We start from the raw sequence: 15,673 nt of genomic DNA, 5'->3' as shown, positions 1-15,673 counted from the left end.
CGTGGCTTGCATGGTACTTTTGTGGTATACTATTTCCAGAAAAAGCAATTCCTGACAGATGCTGCCAGATATAAACAAGTCTGGCTCGCTGTTTACGTAAATTACATAGCAGAGGAAAATGGTTATGAGAATCGCAATTGTTGACGATATTGCCAAAGAACGAAAGCTGCTGGCAGACCGGTTACAGCAGCAGCTTTCCAGACGCGGGGTCCACGAAGATTTATCTGAATTTGAAAATGGTGAGACCTTCCTTGCAGCCGCCAGGGAACGTCCCTTTACCGTGGTATTTCTGGACATTTATATGGACGGGGCAAATGGAATTGAGACGGCCAGGGAGCTGCGTAAATTTGATTCCGACGCACTGCTTATTTTTACTACTACTTCCACGGATCACGCCCTGGAGGGCTTCCAGGTCCGGGCTATGCACTACCTGGTAAAACCTTACCACGAAAAAGAGATTTCCGCCCTAATAGACGAGATTCTTTCCCGGATCCCGGACTCAGGAAAATACATCGATGTAAAAGTAAACGGAAGCAATGTGCAGATTCCTTTCCGGAACATCATCTATGCGGAACATTTTTCCCATATGATCCACATTCACACCACAGGAGGAAAGGAGCTGGTCACCCGCCAGTCTTTTGAGGCGTTTACCACTTCCCTGAAAATGGATTCCCGGTTCTATTCCTGCTCAAGAGGAGTTGTGATCAACCTGCAGCACGCTGTGGATTTCGACGGAACTATGTTTGTTCTGGACCAGGGAACCCAGATTTCCGTCAGCAGAAAACTGGTCAAAAACGCAAGACAGACATTTATGGATTTTCTATTTCAAAGGGGACACCTGTCATGAATACAATGTTACGACCGATTCTGGAGCTTACGGTAATGATTTCCGGCATATTGCTTGCCTATCTGCCGGTACAGACCTATCTGAAACAGGAACCCTGGAAGCTGGCGGCATGGCTGGCTCCGCTCCTTACGGGGACCTGCATTTTGGAGGGTGCACTTTGTTATTTTCTAAACATTTCCACCGGCCTGGTCCTTTTTCTCACCCTGCCGGTCCTTATGGTGATCTACCACAAAACCTTACGGATCTCCATCTGGAAATCCGCCAGCATCTTCCTGGCCGTATGTGCAGTCTTTGCCTGTGTAAACAGCCTTTCCAGGGCAGTCAATGCCATTGTGGCTGCCCAGCTGGGACTCCCGGAAACGGAGCTCTGGTTTCACACCAGTGCGGGGATCTTTTACAACGGAATCTGCCTGCTGTTTGTGATCGCAGCCTGGTATCCGGCTTCCCATGCAGCCCGTACTATGATCGAGGACGAAAACTTCGCCCAGACCTGGTACATTTTCTGGATTCTGCCGCTGATCTTTATCGGGCTGAACCTGTTTATGATTCCCAGATATAAGGGGACTCTGTACACAGGACGTATTTTACAGGGTTACATTGTGATCAGCCTGGTGCTCCTTGTGATCCTTGTGCTTTTTTACGCCATGTTTCTTCTCATGGCAAACAGCCTGAACAAAAACGCAAGGCTGCAGCAGGAAAACCACCTCCTTTCCCTTCAGCAGACACGGTATGAGAATCTTTGTACAGCCATTGAAGCAGCAAGGCAGGCCAGACATGACATCCGGCACCATTTTTTGCAGCTTTCCTCACTGGCGGAAAAGGGAGATCTGGAAAAAATAAAGGAATACCTTTCCATAGCCAGCAGCAAAATACCAGACCAGAACCTGCATTTCTGTGAAAATCAGGCAGCCGACAGCGTGATCAGTCATTACGCTGCCCTTGCCAGAAGGACCGAAATTCCTTTCCACGTAAAAGCAGATCTGCCTGCCCGTGTTCCGGTTGATGAGATCGACATGTGCCTGGTACTTTCCAATCTTCTGGAAAATGCCATTGAAGCAAGCCTGAAGACAGCTCCTTCCAGGCGAAAGATCAATGCAGAGATCTATCTTCACCATGAACGCCTTCTTCTGATCCAGGTGGAGAATACCTTCGACGGTAAAATCCAGAAGAAGAATCACATTTTTCAGTCCTCCAAACGTGCGGGGAACGGCGTAGGCATTCAGTCCATCCGGCATATTGCAGAAAAAAATGGCGGAGACTGTAATTTCACATATGAAAATGGAATTTTCACGGCGAAGATCATGCTGCGTGTTTCCCCCAAACCTTCAGCTGCTTCATCGCCCAGGTAAGCTAACCAAAACGCCACGGCTGCTTTCTCATTCTGGAAAACAACCTAAAGCCCAGCGGCTGCTTCCAATAATTCAAATAGAATCTGCCAGAGGGCCACACTGATGTAACCTATAACTGTTGAATACGAAAAAAATCTCTCCTGGAAACCCTGTTTACAAGTTTCCAAGGAGAGATTTTTTCATTTATGCTCATTTTTATCTTTTTTTATTCGCCCAGTTTCTTGATCTCCATATCTTTTGGTAGCACAAAGCTTAAAATAATGGAAACCACGAACACAACGGCTACCACATTCTCAGCAAATACAGACTGCACCAGAGACGGGAAGATTGCCCAGATCCCGCTCTCGCTTGCAGTGGTAAATCCGATTCCAACTGCCAGGGACAGGGACACAATGGTAATGTTTCTCTGGGAGAATCCGCACTCTGCGATCATCTGCACACCGGAAGTAAGGATTGTTCCAAACATCATAATGGTACAGCCTCCAAGAACAGATTCCGGAAGGGATGCGAAAAAGTTGCCCACTGGCGGCAGCAGTCCTGCAATGATCATGCAGACAGCGCCAGTCATAATGGTAAAGCGGTTTACAACTTTTGTCATCGCCACCAGACCAACGTTCTGGGAAAAAGAGGTCACTGGCGGACAGCCAAACAAACCGGAAATAGCGGAAGCATATCCATCACAGGCTAAGGAGCCGGAAATCTCGCTGCCCTTGATCTCCCGGTTCAGGCCGGAGGACACCAGCGCTGTGGTATCACCAATGGTCTCAGCAGCGGAAACCAGAAAGATGATACAGGTTGAAAGAATAGCTCCTGCATGGAACTCCGGCTTCACAGGAAGCAGATGCGGCAGAGAAAAAGCGCCGCCGGACATGATCATGCTCAGGTCTACCTTTCCCATAAAAATAGCGATCACATAGCCAACGATCAGACCTGCCAGTACAGAAAGCTGTTTCAGATAGCCTTTCATCAGGATGTTCCAGCCAAGACACACTGCCAGCGTGATGGTTCCAAGAAGAAGATTCTGTGCAGAACCAAAATCTTCATTATATCCGCCGCCAAAGGATCTGGCACCTACTGTAAACAAGGAAAAACCAATGGCGGTTACAACGGAAGCAGCTACAACCGGTGTGATGATCTTACGCCAATATTTTGCCAGAAGGCCTAAGGTACCCTCCATAACACCACCGATCAGAACTGCTCCTACTACAGCTGAATAGCCATAATTTGCAGAAACCGTACAAAGAACTGTGACGAACGTAAAGCTGACACCCATTACCACCGGCAATCTGGAACCGATCTTCCAGATGGGGTAAAGCTGGATCAGGGTTGCAATTCCGGCTACGAACATGGCATTCTGAAGAAGAATGGCAATCTGTGCCTGGCTCATAGACGGCTGGGCAGACGCCGCGATCAGTGTGATTGGCGTTAAGTTGGACACGAACATGGCAAGAATATGCTGAAGACCAAATGGAATCGCTTTGGTAACCGGCACTCTGCCATCCAGCTGGTAAATATTGTTGATATCACCTTGCATTTTTTGTTCCCCCTTTTCTTTTGTTTTTGTAAATTCATCATAACATATCTCTCTTCTATCTACCACACAATTTTTTTGTTTATCTTAAATTTTTTAAATTTTCTATAAAAAAATAAAAGTTCCTGGTCAGTATTTCAAAACACTGTCAGGAACTTTCTTTCAACCTTTTATTTAATATACCACAATTGCCATAATTACATAAACCAGTATGGATACCAGGCAATACAGGGAATTGGTGGTGGAAACGTAAGCGCTTCCATCCTCGCTCTTTAGGAAGGTCTGCATACTGAAGGTAGCTGGCGAGGACATGTAGCTGATGATCGCCAGGTTCAAAAGCAGGTGGTCTCCCACTATGTAATGGACTGCAAGCAGCACTCCTGCGATCATGGCAGCCTGCAGAAGGATACGGAGCACAATGGTCTTGATACAAGGTCCAAACAGCTTTCTCTCAAACTCAATACTGAATCCTACCACCAGAAGGATAATAGAAGTTATGGAGGTGGTCAGAATGTTTTCTACACTTGTATAAGAACCAGCGAAAGGCCCAGCCAGGATTTTCTGCACCACACCGGTAAGTCCGGCTATGATTCCAAGCACACTTGCAATAAAGGCAGGTGTATGCAGGGCACTGATAAACAGCTTCTTACCATCGATCTTATCCCCATTCTCCACCTGGCCCAGCATTCCCATGTAAACGCTGAAGCCAAAGAGAAGACCTGCAATATCCAGCACTGCGATCTGGGAAAGATTCTCTGCTCCGCAAAGGCTGGTATAAAGGGGATATGCCATAGAGCCGCCCTCGTATACACTGACCATGAAGGGCAGATATTTCCGATAGCGCTCTGTCATAAGTGGACGGAGCAAAAATCCAATGCCAAAGGAAATCACCAGCATAACAAACATGATCCCTACCAGAATTCCGGTTTCTTTATTATACTCGGCAGTGGCAAGGGCATGGAAGATTGCCACAGGAAGCATGATCTGGGTTACCAGCACCTTCATGTTGTTAATTCCATGCTGATCCAGCAGCTTCAGCCTTCTGCATGCCATTCCCAGAAGGATCATCACCAATACAGGCAGAATAATTTCCAATACTTTCATTTTTTACACACTTTCTATAATAGAATGGTAACGGTTCAGCAGCTTCACCGTTACACCCTTCGCGGCATACTCTCTTCTGAATCGTTACATAAAAGCTTCTTATTAAATGTATTTTCTATACTTTTTCTTATTTATCAAAGTCTGTCTCAAATACACCCTCCGGTGTCCGCATAGTGAGCACACCAAGATTAAAGTCATCCTCCATCACAGTAATATGATATTCGAAGATCACATCATCCTCAAACTTGGAAAGCAGAATATAGCTTCCGTTCTCTTTTCCCTCAATCTGGTCGCAGATATCGTCGTACACATCTGCGCCGGAAATTTCACGGGGATAGCCGGACTCTTTGATTTTTTTCTCAATTGCAGCGTATAATTCTTCCATTTTATGATCTGCAGCAGTTTCGGCACCAGTATGGCACTTCCCTTTGCTGCACGCTCCCTTCTTTTATTATCTTTTGAAAACTTTACTTTCTAAATCTGAATGCTCATAAAGTTACCCATTTAAATCACATTGTATAATATTGTTCTATAGAATGTCAAACCACATTTTAGCCAAATAATTGTCCAAATTTGTCCTCATTTGCAAATCCCGGACTCCTGCTTTTCTTATGCTATTTTTATAACTTATCTGAAATATTTTCAAAAAACAACACTATTTCTTGTGGTTTTTGTAGTCTTTCGTTTTTTTCTTTGTGCATTTCGTTAGGTTTTCTATTGTTTTTAACTACATTTCTTGTTTTTATGACTAATTATTGTTGACATTCTGTTGTTTTTATTGTATGCTATTTTTTACAGAGAGGCACTCCATTTGGTACAAGGATGTATCTATGGAATGCCTCAATCCGTATCTAAAGGGAGGTAATACTTATGAAAATGAAACAGGTTTTAGCAACAGGCGCAGCTTTATCAATGGCTCTTTCCATGACCCCGGTCACCGCATCAGCCGCTGACAAAGTGGACGTAAACGTCATTGCTGCACAGTATGGCCAGCAGACCGCTGACTGGTGGGCTAACTTCGTAACAGAGTTTAACGAAGCAAACCCGGACATTAACCTGAACGTAGAAGTGGTTTCCTGGAACGACATCTACACCGTAGTAAACACCCGTATCGCTAACGGCGAGGCACCAGATGTACTGAATATCGACGTGTTCGCTGATTATCAGGCAGACGATCTCCTTCTTCCGATCCAGGATGTTGTTTCTGAGGAAACCTACAGCAAGATGTATGATGCATTCCTTGCACAGTCTGAGGTAGACGGAACTGTATGGGCTATCCCGGATCTTGCATCCGCACGTGCTATGTACTATAACAAAGACATCCTTGATGCAGCAGGTGTAGAAGTTCCTACTACATGGGATGAGCTGAAAGCTGCATGCGAAGCTCTGAAAGCTTATGACGACAGCATTTATCCATGGGGTATCGATATGACAACTGACGAAGGTCAGGCTGCATTTGCATACTACACCTGGAACAACGGCGGCGGATTTGTTGACGACGACGGAAACTGGACCCTGAACAGTGCCGAGAACGTAGAAGCAATCCAGTACGCAATCGATCTTGTAAATTCCGGTTACACCAACACCGATCCTGCTAACGATACCCGTTACGATCTGCAGGATATGTTCGGCGCAGGCAAAGTTGCTATGCTCATCGCACCGAACAGCTTACCTACCTACATCGCTACAGGCGGAAATGAAGTAAACTACGGCGTTGCTTCTATTCCATCTAATACTGGCGAATCTGTTTCCGCAGGTGTTATGGACCGTTTCATGTGCTTCGATAACGACTACTCAGATGATGAGAAGGCTGCTATCTCCACATTCTTCGATTATTTCTATGATGATGCACGCTACACCGAGTGGGTTGATATGGAGGGATTCCTTCCGGCAACCAAGACCGGCGGCGAGGCTCTTGCAGCAGCAAACGAAGATATGGCAAGCTGGATTGACATCTTAGACAGCTGTAAATTCTATCCAACAGCAAAAGCTGAGTGGGCAGATGTAAAACAGGGTGTTATCAATGTTGAGCAGAACGCGCTTCTTGGCGGAGACGTTCAGGAATTACTGGATGACCTTCAGGCAGAAATCGCTGGCTGATCCGAATCCGCAGTATTCCCATTACGAGGAAGATAATGGGCCGGACTTACAGGTCCGGTCCATTTTTAAGTTTGCGAAGCAAACGCTACTTCTTGTGCCTGCCACAAGAAGGTTCTCCTTTTCCGTTTTTGCGCAGCAAACGGTAACGCTATTTTTACAAAAAGAGAGGTATCCCCTGTGAAGAAAAAATTCAAAAAAGTGGAACCTTATATCTGGATCTTGCCAAGTGTGCTCCTCATGGCAATTTTCATTCTGGTTCCCATTGTCTTTGTATTCCGTATGGCCTTAAGTGATGTCAGCAAAGCTGGTCTGATCAAGGGCTTTGCCGGATTAGAAAACTTCCGCAAGGTAACAAGCAGCCCTGTCTTTGGCATGGTCCTCAAAAACACCCTGGTATGGACCGTCGCCGTTGTAGGTATTTCCACATTGCTGGGCTTTATCCTTGCGATCCTTCTCAACAACGAATTTAAAGGCCGTAAACTGGCTCGTGCCATTGTTGTTTTTCCATGGGCTACAACCCTGATCGTTCAGGCCAGCATCTGGAAATTCATTATCGACACAGATTACGGTACTTTAAATACGCTGTTGATGAAACTTGGCATTATCGACCATGCCATCAACTGGACTCCTACTGCCGGGGCTTATTTTGCCTGGGAGATCGCCTGCGGTATTTTCGTTACCATTCCATTTGTAACCTTTACCGTACTTTCCGGTCTGCAGAGTATTGATGCCACCTATTATGAGGCAGCAGCCGTGGACGGTGCCAGCTACTGGCAGAAAATGTTCAAGATCACCATTCCGCTGGTGCGCCCGAACCTGACCATCAGTACCATCCTGAACATTATCTATGTATTTAACTCTTTTCCGATCATATGGACCATCACCAAGGGTGACCCGGCCAACCGTACCGACACTCTGGTTACCTATCTGTACAAACTGGCCTTTTACAACGGCAAACAGGGACAGGCAGCAGCCGTATCTGTTATCGGTTTCCTGATCCTTCTTTTCTGTGCCAGCCTGTACATGGTTTCCGTACTGAAGAAAGGAGACGAATAATATGGCAAGCACCAATGCTTCAGTTAAGAAAAAGAATACCAAGAACACAGTTTTGCGTGTTTTACTGTATGTAGTGATCATCGCGATCTGTCTCTTTACGTTATATCCTTATTTTGTAACTATCTGTACTGCCCTTAAGAGCCGCGCAGAGATCTTCTCCATGAATGGAACCATTTTCCCCATCAAGGCCATCTGGTCCAACTTCACAGATGTGTGGAAACTGGCACCAATGAGCAATTACATGCTGAACTCCATTGTAATTGCAGGCGGCTCCACTCTTCTGGCTATGCTCTGCGGCATTCCGGCTGCTTATGCCCTGTCCAGAATGAAATTCAAAGGTCAGACCGCTTTTCTGGGATTTGTTATCGTTTCCCAGATGTTTGCACCGGTTGTACTTCTGATCGGTATTTACAAGGTCATGATGGCTTTCCATCTTACCAACAGCATTATCGGACTCATTTTTATCAATGCTGCATTTAACCAGGCATTTGCCATCTGGTTGCTCCGCGGTACCTTCCTGAGCATCTCCCCGGAGATGGAGCAGGCAGCCACCATTGACGGCTGTAACCGCGTACACGCCCTTTTAAGGATCCTTCTGCCGGTTGCTACACCTGGTATCGTAACAGCGCTTATTTTCGTCTTTATCAACGCCTGGAACGAATATACCGTAGCACTGACACTGATTTCTACTGACACCTTCAAACCTCTGACGGTTGGTATCAACATTTTCAACGGCTACAATATGATCGAGTGGCAGTATCTGTTTGCTGCTTCCCTCTATGCAATTGTTCCAGTTGTGATCCTGTTCGTTGGAATCGAAAAAAATCTTGTTGGAGGACTCACTTCTGGTGGTGTCAAGGGTTGATTTTTATTTTTTTCCAAGTATAATAGAAAAAGATGCGGACGCGAGAAAGGGTTGCCCATGGCAGCCCTTTGTTCATGCCACTGCGGGTTAGAATCCATAAGCCATGGCAAGACAATTCTCCCTTTGGACACCACGCTGCAAATGGAGAATTCTGCAAGGCAGCATTCTTTCCTGTGTTACTGAGAACATTGTTCACAGTAACTATTTTATTGTACACTGTAAAATTTCACATAGTGAATAATCGTGATTATTTCACACATTTCGGGAACTCTATACAGGGTATGACCGGATTATTTCCCTGTTCTGCCGATGAAATTTCAGCACATTTCACAGATTTTTAAAATCAATGGTTTTCACCTTGACTTTTCTGTAGAATACTGTAATATTGATAGTGCACAACATCTAGTATGTAATTAAGATTTTGAACACAATATATGGAGGGATTTAACAACATGAGCACTGAGGTCAATGCAAACGTCATTAAACGAAATGGCGTGGAAGTTATTTTTGATAAGGCGAAGATCATCAACGCCGTAGAAAAAGCGAATGAGGAGGTTCCCAAGCTTCATCGGCTGAGCCATTACCAGATTACGGCACTTGCTGACATGATCGCCACTCGTGCTCTGGAATCCTCCCACGCAGTAAATGTAGAAGACATCCAGGATATGGTTGAGACCGGCATCATGGAGATGCGCGGCTACGAGGTAGCTCAGAAATATGTGCGCTACCGCTACAAGAGAGAGCTTACCCGCAAGTCTAATACCACAGACGACAGCATCCTTGCTCTTCTTGACCAGATCAATGAGAATGCCAAGCAGGAGAACTCCAATAAGAACCCTACCATTAACTCCACCCAGCGTGATTACATGGCAGGCGAGGTCAGCAAGGACCTGACCATGCGTGTTCTTCTTCCGGAGGAGATCGTGAAGGCGCATGATGAGGGAATCATCCATTTCCACGATTCCGATTACTATGCACAGCGTGAGCATAACTGTGACCTGATCAATCTTCAGGATATGCTCCAGAACGGCACTGTGATCAGCCAGACACTGATCGAGAAGCCGCACAGCTTCTTTACCGCATGCAACGTTACCACACAGATCGTTGCACAGGTAGCAAGTAACCAGTACGGCGGACAGTCCTTCTCCCTCTCCCACCTGGCTCCATTTGTAGACATCAGCCGCCAGAAGATCCGCAACAAAGTGATCGAGGAGCGCAAGGCCTGCGGCGAGCCCCTTGATGAAGAGATCATCCAGAAGGTATCCGAGCGCAGACTGAAGGACGAGATCCAGAGCGGTATCCAGACCATCCAGTATCAGCTGATCACTCTTATGACCTGTAATGGACAGGCTCCGTTTGTAACCATGTTCATGTATCTTGACGAGGTTCCGGAGGGACGTACCCGTGACGACCTGGCAATGATCATCGAGGAAGTGATGAAACAGCGTATGCAGGGTGTTAAGAACGAGCGCGGCGCATGGATCACACCTGCTTTCCCGAAGCTGATCTATGTACTGGACGAGGATAACATCCATGAGGATTCCAAATACTGGTATCTTACCGAGCTTGCTGCCCAATGTACAGCTAAGCGTATGGTTCCGGATTACATCTCCGCCAAGATCATGCGCCAGTTAAAGAATGGCAATGTTTACACCTGCATGGGATGCCGTTCCTTCCTTACCGTTGAGGAGAAACAGAAGAATCCGGACGGTTCTTACAAGTTCTATGGCCGTTTCAACCAGGGTGTTGTTACCATCAACCTTGTGGATGTAGCCTGCTCCTCAGAGGGCAATTTTGATAAATTCTGGGAGATCTTAGAAGAGCGTCTGGAGCTTTGCCACAGAGCACTCCGCTGCAGACATGAGCGTCTTCTTGGTACGGTTTCCGACGTTGCCCCGATCCTGTGGCAGTACGGTGCTCTTGCCCGTCTTAAAAAGGGTGAGACCATTGATAAGCTCCTTTATGATGGATATTCCACCATCTCCCTTGGATATGCAGGACTTCACGAAATGTGCATGAGAATGTACGGCAAGCCTCATACCGATCCGGAGGTTCGTCCATTCGCCATGAAGGTAATGCAGCGTCTCAATGACAAATGTGCCCAGTGGAAGGAAGCTGAGAACATCAGCTACTCTGTATATGGAACTCCAATGGAGTCCACTACCTACCGTTTTGCAAAATGCCTGCAGAAGCGTTTTGGCATCATTCCAGGGGTTACCGATAAGAACTATATTACAAACAGCTACCACGTTCACGTTACCGAAGAGATCGATGCTTTCTCCAAGCTGAAATTCGAATCCGAGTTCCAGAAGCTTTCCCCAGGAGGCGCCATCAGTTACGTAGAGGTTCCGAATATGAAGCAGAACATCCCGGCAGTTCTCTCTGTTATGAAGTTTATCTATGATAACATCATGTATGCAGAGCTGAATACCAAGAGTGATTTCTGTGATGTCTGCGGATATGACGGAGAGATCCAGATCAAAGAGGATGAGAACGGCAAGCTGATCTGGGAGTGCCCGAACTGCGGCAACCGCAATCAGGATAAGATGAGTGTTGCCAGAAGAACCTGCGGATACATTGGCACCCAGTTCTGGAACCAGGGACGTACCCAGGAGATCAAGGACCGCGTATTACACCTGTAAAATGAATTCTGCAATGTATAGCGAAGCATTCTCCTTACATTGCTAACATAAAAATCCGGACAGTCTTCTAATTTTCATGATTTTGATTTCTGTCCGGATTTCTTATATCTGAATAAACTGCCCAAAGCACATATTTATTCATTACAAAGTATATCCTATGCTCAAAAAGTGTCCGATAAGAATAATTAACTTTTTGTATGGGATGAAAAGAGGAATTTAACTATGAACTACGGAAACATCAAATCCTACGATATTGCAGACGGCACTGGCGTACGTGTCAGCCTGTTCGTGTCAGGCTGCAGGCACCACTGTAAAGGCTGTTTTAACGCCCCTACATGGGATTTTAACTATGGTGAGCCATTTACCAAGGAGACACAGAATAAGATCCTGGAACTGCTCGCTCCGTCTTATATAGAGGGATTTTCCCTTCTTGGCGGCGAACCCTTCGAGCCGGAGAACCAGCCGGTACTTGCGGAACTTTTGGAAGAGATCAAGCGCACTTATCCCGATAAATCCATCTGGTGCTATTCAGGCTATCTTTTCGATAAAGATATGATCCCCGGCGGCAGGATCTACACGCCGTACACAGACCGCATGCTCTCCTGCATTGATATTCTGGTGGATGGGGAGTTTATTCAAGAATTGAAGGACATTTCCCTTCAGTTTCGAGGAAGCAGTAATCAGAGGATCCTGCAGCTAGAGAATGGAAAATTGGTAAAGGAAGGGTTATAACCCTATAACCTTGATAAGCACCACAAAACAAGATTGCAAACCAAACTTGTTATCACGGCGAACGCCAGATTCTCATGCAGGATTCGCGTAAAATAAAAGAGAACCCAATAATTACTTGTGTATTTTATTTTGTTTTAATAAACAGCCACACCACTTGTAATTCATTCGGTTCTCTTTTTTATTTTTCTTAACTTTCCGTCTTCAGTTTCTCAACTTCTGCCAGAATACTGTTCATTTCATATGCTTTTAGCTGTTTCACTAATTCATCCATATTGATATTCAGCCGCATGTCATCCAGACTTTCCTGGATTTCAATATCGCGTTTCATAGTGGCAAGCTGTTCGCTTAAGTAGACCATCTCTTTATTAGTTTTCAGCGCTTTTAGCGGGCTTCTGCTGATTCCCAGATTTTCTTTCCAGAAAGTATTTAATTCTTTTTCTTTCTTAGCTACGCCTTCGCATTCCTCAATTACCTGGTAAATTGCATCCAATGTCTTGTACTCTTCCACTAGTGGTGCGGCAGCTGAGGAAACACCCTTACAGCCAGGAATACCATCTCCCGGGTCGCCTGTGATTGCAAGAAGCACCGGGATCTGCTCCGGGTATACGCCCTCCTCAGAATGTACAGTTTCCGGGGTATATTCAAACACGTTGGACGGAAGGGCCTCGTAAGCATCTTTTCCATAAAGGCCATAGGCATCTTTTAAGGTTTCCAGCTTATCCTTGGTTACCACTCTCCACATACGGGTATAGGGGCTTACCAGCTGGAAATAATCGTGATCCTTGGTCAGTACATAAGTCTGAAGCTCTGGTCCCTGGAATTTCTCCACCAGGGAGGCTGCATAGTCATCTGCCTCATACTCCGGGCTCATAAATACCGGGCAGCCAATGACCTTCAGGAATTCTTCCATCTGGACGAATTGCTCCTTTAAAGGCTGCGCCGTCTCCTTACGGTTAGATTTGTAAAAATCTGCGCCAAGCTGGGTACGGCGGAAGGTGTCCCGTGTCATATCGAAGGTAAATGCTACGTATTCTGGCTTCACCTTCTTATAGACTGCCAGAAGGGTGCGGAGCATGGTAAACATGGCGTTGGTATATTTTCCATCGGAGGTGTGTAAAATCTCCTGGTAGTGTCTCTCCTTCTCTTCGTCTGTCTTTGCGAAAAGGATGGATTTGGGCAGGTTTCCATAGTAGGAGGTAGACAGCATGGAGGAACCGTCGATAATAAGAAATTTAGGCATTGCAATTCTCCTTTGTTCATTATTAATAATGCTGCTATTGCTTGCAGCAATCAGCTTTTCGTCTTTTTATGGCTGAAATGTCCCGTTCTGTGATGCTGCTTTTTTACACGACTATTAGTCAAGCAGCCACTATACAATCTTTTTCTGATATTAATTGTATACGCCTAATTCAGCCTTTCGAAGCCCATTATAGCATAAATTTTACCCTACCCGAAAATTTTTACAAAAAAATTTCAAATTTCGTGTTATTTCTTCTCCCGGTTTTCGTATATATAGTGAAGGGAGCAAGAAATAAAATTATTTCCGAATCCCGCTTCTACGTAGAATGAGGAGGTCCTTAATGAAAAAAATAATTTTAACACTGTCCGGTATTTTCTTTGTGATTTTTACCGGATGCTCGCTGCTGATCTGTATGATTAGTGGAATTCCAACTTTTGAGCAGCCAGCTGCAACCTTTTATCTGGTGAAGGCCATTGTCTTATCCTTTGGTTTTCCGTTGATCGCCTTTGGTTTTTTCGCACATAATTTGTACTTGCACCGCAAATTAGAAATGAAAAACCAGCTGATCCGGAATTTCAGGGAAAGCATTCTGGCATACCAGAAATCCAGCTGCGGGGGCTCTTTGGAAGCCGCCAAGGAGTTCAAAGATTCTCTTACCTGTCTGTTTTGTGCTTTTGCTGAGGACGGAAAACTCAGCGAGGATGAGCAGAGGGACTTACTAGAATTTATAGACAAATTTTAAAAGAGGGACTTGCATGCTTTTAATCTGTATGGGTATAGCAGGCACTTTGCCATTAGTGCTCTGTGTCCTGCTGATGATGATCAAACGGAAAAACTTTTCCTACCGGCTTGGCCGGGACCTGGTGTTTCTGAGTCTGACGGGGTATTTGATACCATTTCAACTGATAAAATATCTTATGCCTTTGGATGTGCTGGAGAGTACCGACTCTCTGGATGTGATTGTGGACTATGTAAATTTTGACAATAAAGAAGCACTTTCTTACCACGGAATCTCTATTTGGATGTCTGACTGGGCTCTTATGATCGTATTATGCTGGCTGTTTCTTTTAACCGGTTTCAGCATTTATCAGTTCGTAAAGTACCATCAGCTCACGCGAAAGCTGAAAAGAATTACCGAAAAGAGAACCTGCTTCCTGCCTGGAACCGGAGATGTGGAATACTGCATTTCTCCACAAATCGGCTCACCGTATACGATTGGTTTCGTGAGACCTTTTATCGTAGTTCCGGAAAGCCTTGAAGATTCCAGGCTGTCAGAAATGATCATACGCCATGAATATTCACACCTGCGCAGCCATGACTCGTTGGTAAAACTGCTCTGCTTGTTAGCCATTTGCCTTCATTTTTATAACCCGTTAACTTTGCTTACGCTTTTACTCTACACCAGATTTTCCGAATACATTGCAGATGAAGCAGCCACAGAAGGTTTTACCTTGCAAGACTGCAAAGCTTATGCAGCCGCCCTCGTCACGCATTCTGGCAAAACCAGACAGGTTCCTGTAGTCTGGAGAAGCAACTTCGGGGGAAAGAAACAAACTATAAAAAGGAGAGTGGAATTGATTATGGCAAGAAATAGAAAAGTATCTAAGATTGGGACTGTTGCAGCGATTTTGGGTTCTGTGATCTTGAGTGGTAGTACGGTGTTTGCGTATGCACCGATGCAGACAACTGCTGCTCAGAATCAAGCAGACATTGAATCCATTGATTCATTAGGTTTTAATGCCAACAGCGCTAAGAATACTTTATGGAGTGATTCTCAAATTTATTTTAACTATCCAGATGGTACAACTCTATTAATCGATAATGCCACTATCGACACCAGAGCAATTATCTGCACACATGTATATGAGAGTGGTTATGCTGATACTCACACTTCCAAAAGTAATGGAGGTTGTGTTGTAAAAACATACAAAGCAAAACGATGCAAAAAATGCAATCACATTGTACTCGGTGACTTAGTAAGCACAACAACTTACGTAACATGCCCACACAAATAATCCTTACACCACTTTAATGGGAGGAAGCCGGTGTCCAGGAGGAGAGACAGAATCATATATCAAACTCAATTATATCGTATCTTCGTAAATGGTGAATAACCAGTCAACTTCCTTGCGTCTCCAAAAGATGAGATAATGGTGTGAAAAGTGTAAAAAGTGTGTTTCACACTTTTCACGAAAAACACCACAGGA

The 15,673-nt window shown here is 45.2% G+C and carries 13 protein-coding genes; 9 read left to right on the top strand and 4 right to left on the bottom strand.

Annotated features, from left to right (window positions below):
* The first annotated feature begins 124 nt into the window (after window positions 1-124).
* Together ACTQ50_RS14520 and ACTQ50_RS14515 are read left to right on the top strand one after the other, a co-directional pair.
* On the top strand, window positions 125-847 hold the full coding sequence (locus tag ACTQ50_RS14520) for a LytR/AlgR family response regulator transcription factor (protein ID WP_441484786.1): 723 nt from the start codon (window positions 125-127) through the stop codon (window positions 845-847).
* Window positions 844-2,196, top strand: a complete 1,353-nt coding sequence (locus ACTQ50_RS14515; RefSeq protein WP_441484785.1) for a GHKL domain-containing protein — start codon at window positions 844-846, stop codon at window positions 2,194-2,196. The genes ACTQ50_RS14520 and ACTQ50_RS14515 overlap by 4 nt, the downstream gene beginning before the upstream one ends.
* A 205-nt stretch (window positions 2,197-2,401) precedes the next feature.
* Here the strand turns inward: ACTQ50_RS14515 and ACTQ50_RS14510 are convergent, their stop codons facing one another.
* From ACTQ50_RS14510 to ACTQ50_RS14500, 3 genes are all read right to left on the bottom strand, one after another.
* The gene (locus ACTQ50_RS14510) at window positions 2,402-3,730 is read right to left on the bottom strand and encodes a uracil-xanthine permease family protein (RefSeq protein WP_441484784.1); all 1,329 of its coding nucleotides are present in this window, start codon (window positions 3,728-3,730) and stop codon (window positions 2,402-2,404) included.
* Between the two features lie 171 nt (window positions 3,731-3,901).
* Window positions 3,902-4,831: an AEC family transporter gene (locus ACTQ50_RS14505; protein ID WP_441484783.1), complete on the bottom strand. Its 930-nt coding sequence runs from the start codon at window positions 4,829-4,831 to the stop codon at window positions 3,902-3,904.
* Between the two features lie 127 nt (window positions 4,832-4,958).
* Window positions 4,959-5,216 (bottom strand): hypothetical protein, encoded by a 258-nt coding sequence (locus tag ACTQ50_RS14500; RefSeq protein WP_226818224.1) that lies wholly within the window; start codon window positions 5,214-5,216, stop codon window positions 4,959-4,961.
* Between the two features lie 485 nt (window positions 5,217-5,701).
* On the opposite strand from ACTQ50_RS14500, the gene ACTQ50_RS14495 reads away from it, so the two are divergent.
* From ACTQ50_RS14495 to nrdG, 5 genes are all read left to right on the top strand, one after another.
* Window positions 5,702-6,931, top strand: a complete 1,230-nt coding sequence (locus ACTQ50_RS14495; RefSeq protein ID WP_295305289.1) for an ABC transporter substrate-binding protein — start codon at window positions 5,702-5,704, stop codon at window positions 6,929-6,931.
* Between the two features lie 177 nt (window positions 6,932-7,108).
* Complete coding sequence (locus ACTQ50_RS14490) at window positions 7,109-7,987, top strand: carbohydrate ABC transporter permease (RefSeq protein WP_441484782.1); 879 nt, start codon at window positions 7,109-7,111, stop codon at window positions 7,985-7,987.
* 1 nt (window position 7,988) lies between these two features.
* A complete protein-coding gene (locus ACTQ50_RS14485; RefSeq protein ID WP_441484781.1) occupies window positions 7,989-8,852 on the top strand; it encodes a carbohydrate ABC transporter permease in 864 nt (287 codons plus the stop codon).
* Window positions 8,853-9,304: 452 nt separating this feature from the next.
* Window positions 9,305-11,494: an anaerobic ribonucleoside-triphosphate reductase gene (nrdD, locus tag ACTQ50_RS14480; protein WP_441484780.1), complete on the top strand. Its 2,190-nt coding sequence runs from the start codon at window positions 9,305-9,307 to the stop codon at window positions 11,492-11,494.
* A gap of 222 nt (window positions 11,495-11,716) precedes the next feature.
* Window positions 11,717-12,226, top strand: coding sequence for an anaerobic ribonucleoside-triphosphate reductase activating protein (nrdG, locus tag ACTQ50_RS14475; protein WP_441484779.1), 510 nt, complete (start codon window positions 11,717-11,719; stop codon window positions 12,224-12,226).
* A 187-nt stretch (window positions 12,227-12,413) separates the two neighbouring features.
* Here nrdG and ACTQ50_RS14470 read toward each other — a convergent pair whose 3' ends face one another.
* Window positions 12,414-13,466, bottom strand: coding sequence for a 5'-3' exonuclease (locus ACTQ50_RS14470; protein WP_441484778.1), 1,053 nt, complete (start codon window positions 13,464-13,466; stop codon window positions 12,414-12,416).
* A 340-nt stretch (window positions 13,467-13,806) separates the two neighbouring features.
* On the opposite strand from ACTQ50_RS14470, the gene ACTQ50_RS14465 reads away from it, so the two are divergent.
* Window positions 13,807-14,208 carry a hypothetical protein gene (locus ACTQ50_RS14465; RefSeq protein WP_441484777.1) on the top strand — a complete coding sequence of 134 codons (402 nt, stop codon included), beginning with the start codon at window positions 13,807-13,809 and terminating at the stop codon, window positions 14,206-14,208.
* 13 nt (window positions 14,209-14,221) lie between these two features.
* A complete protein-coding gene (locus ACTQ50_RS14460) occupies window positions 14,222-15,481 on the top strand; it encodes a M56 family metallopeptidase (protein WP_441484776.1) in 1,260 nt (419 codons plus the stop codon).
* Window positions 15,482-15,673: the final 192 nt, after the last annotated feature.

The sequence above is a fragment of the Blautia sp. Sow4_E7 genome (assembly GCF_052116245.1).
In the GTDB taxonomy this organism is placed as follows: domain Bacteria; phylum Bacillota; class Clostridia; order Lachnospirales; family Lachnospiraceae; genus Blautia_A.
Note: the sequence above shows the minus strand (reverse complement) of the source record. Positions and strands in the feature narration are given on the sequence as shown.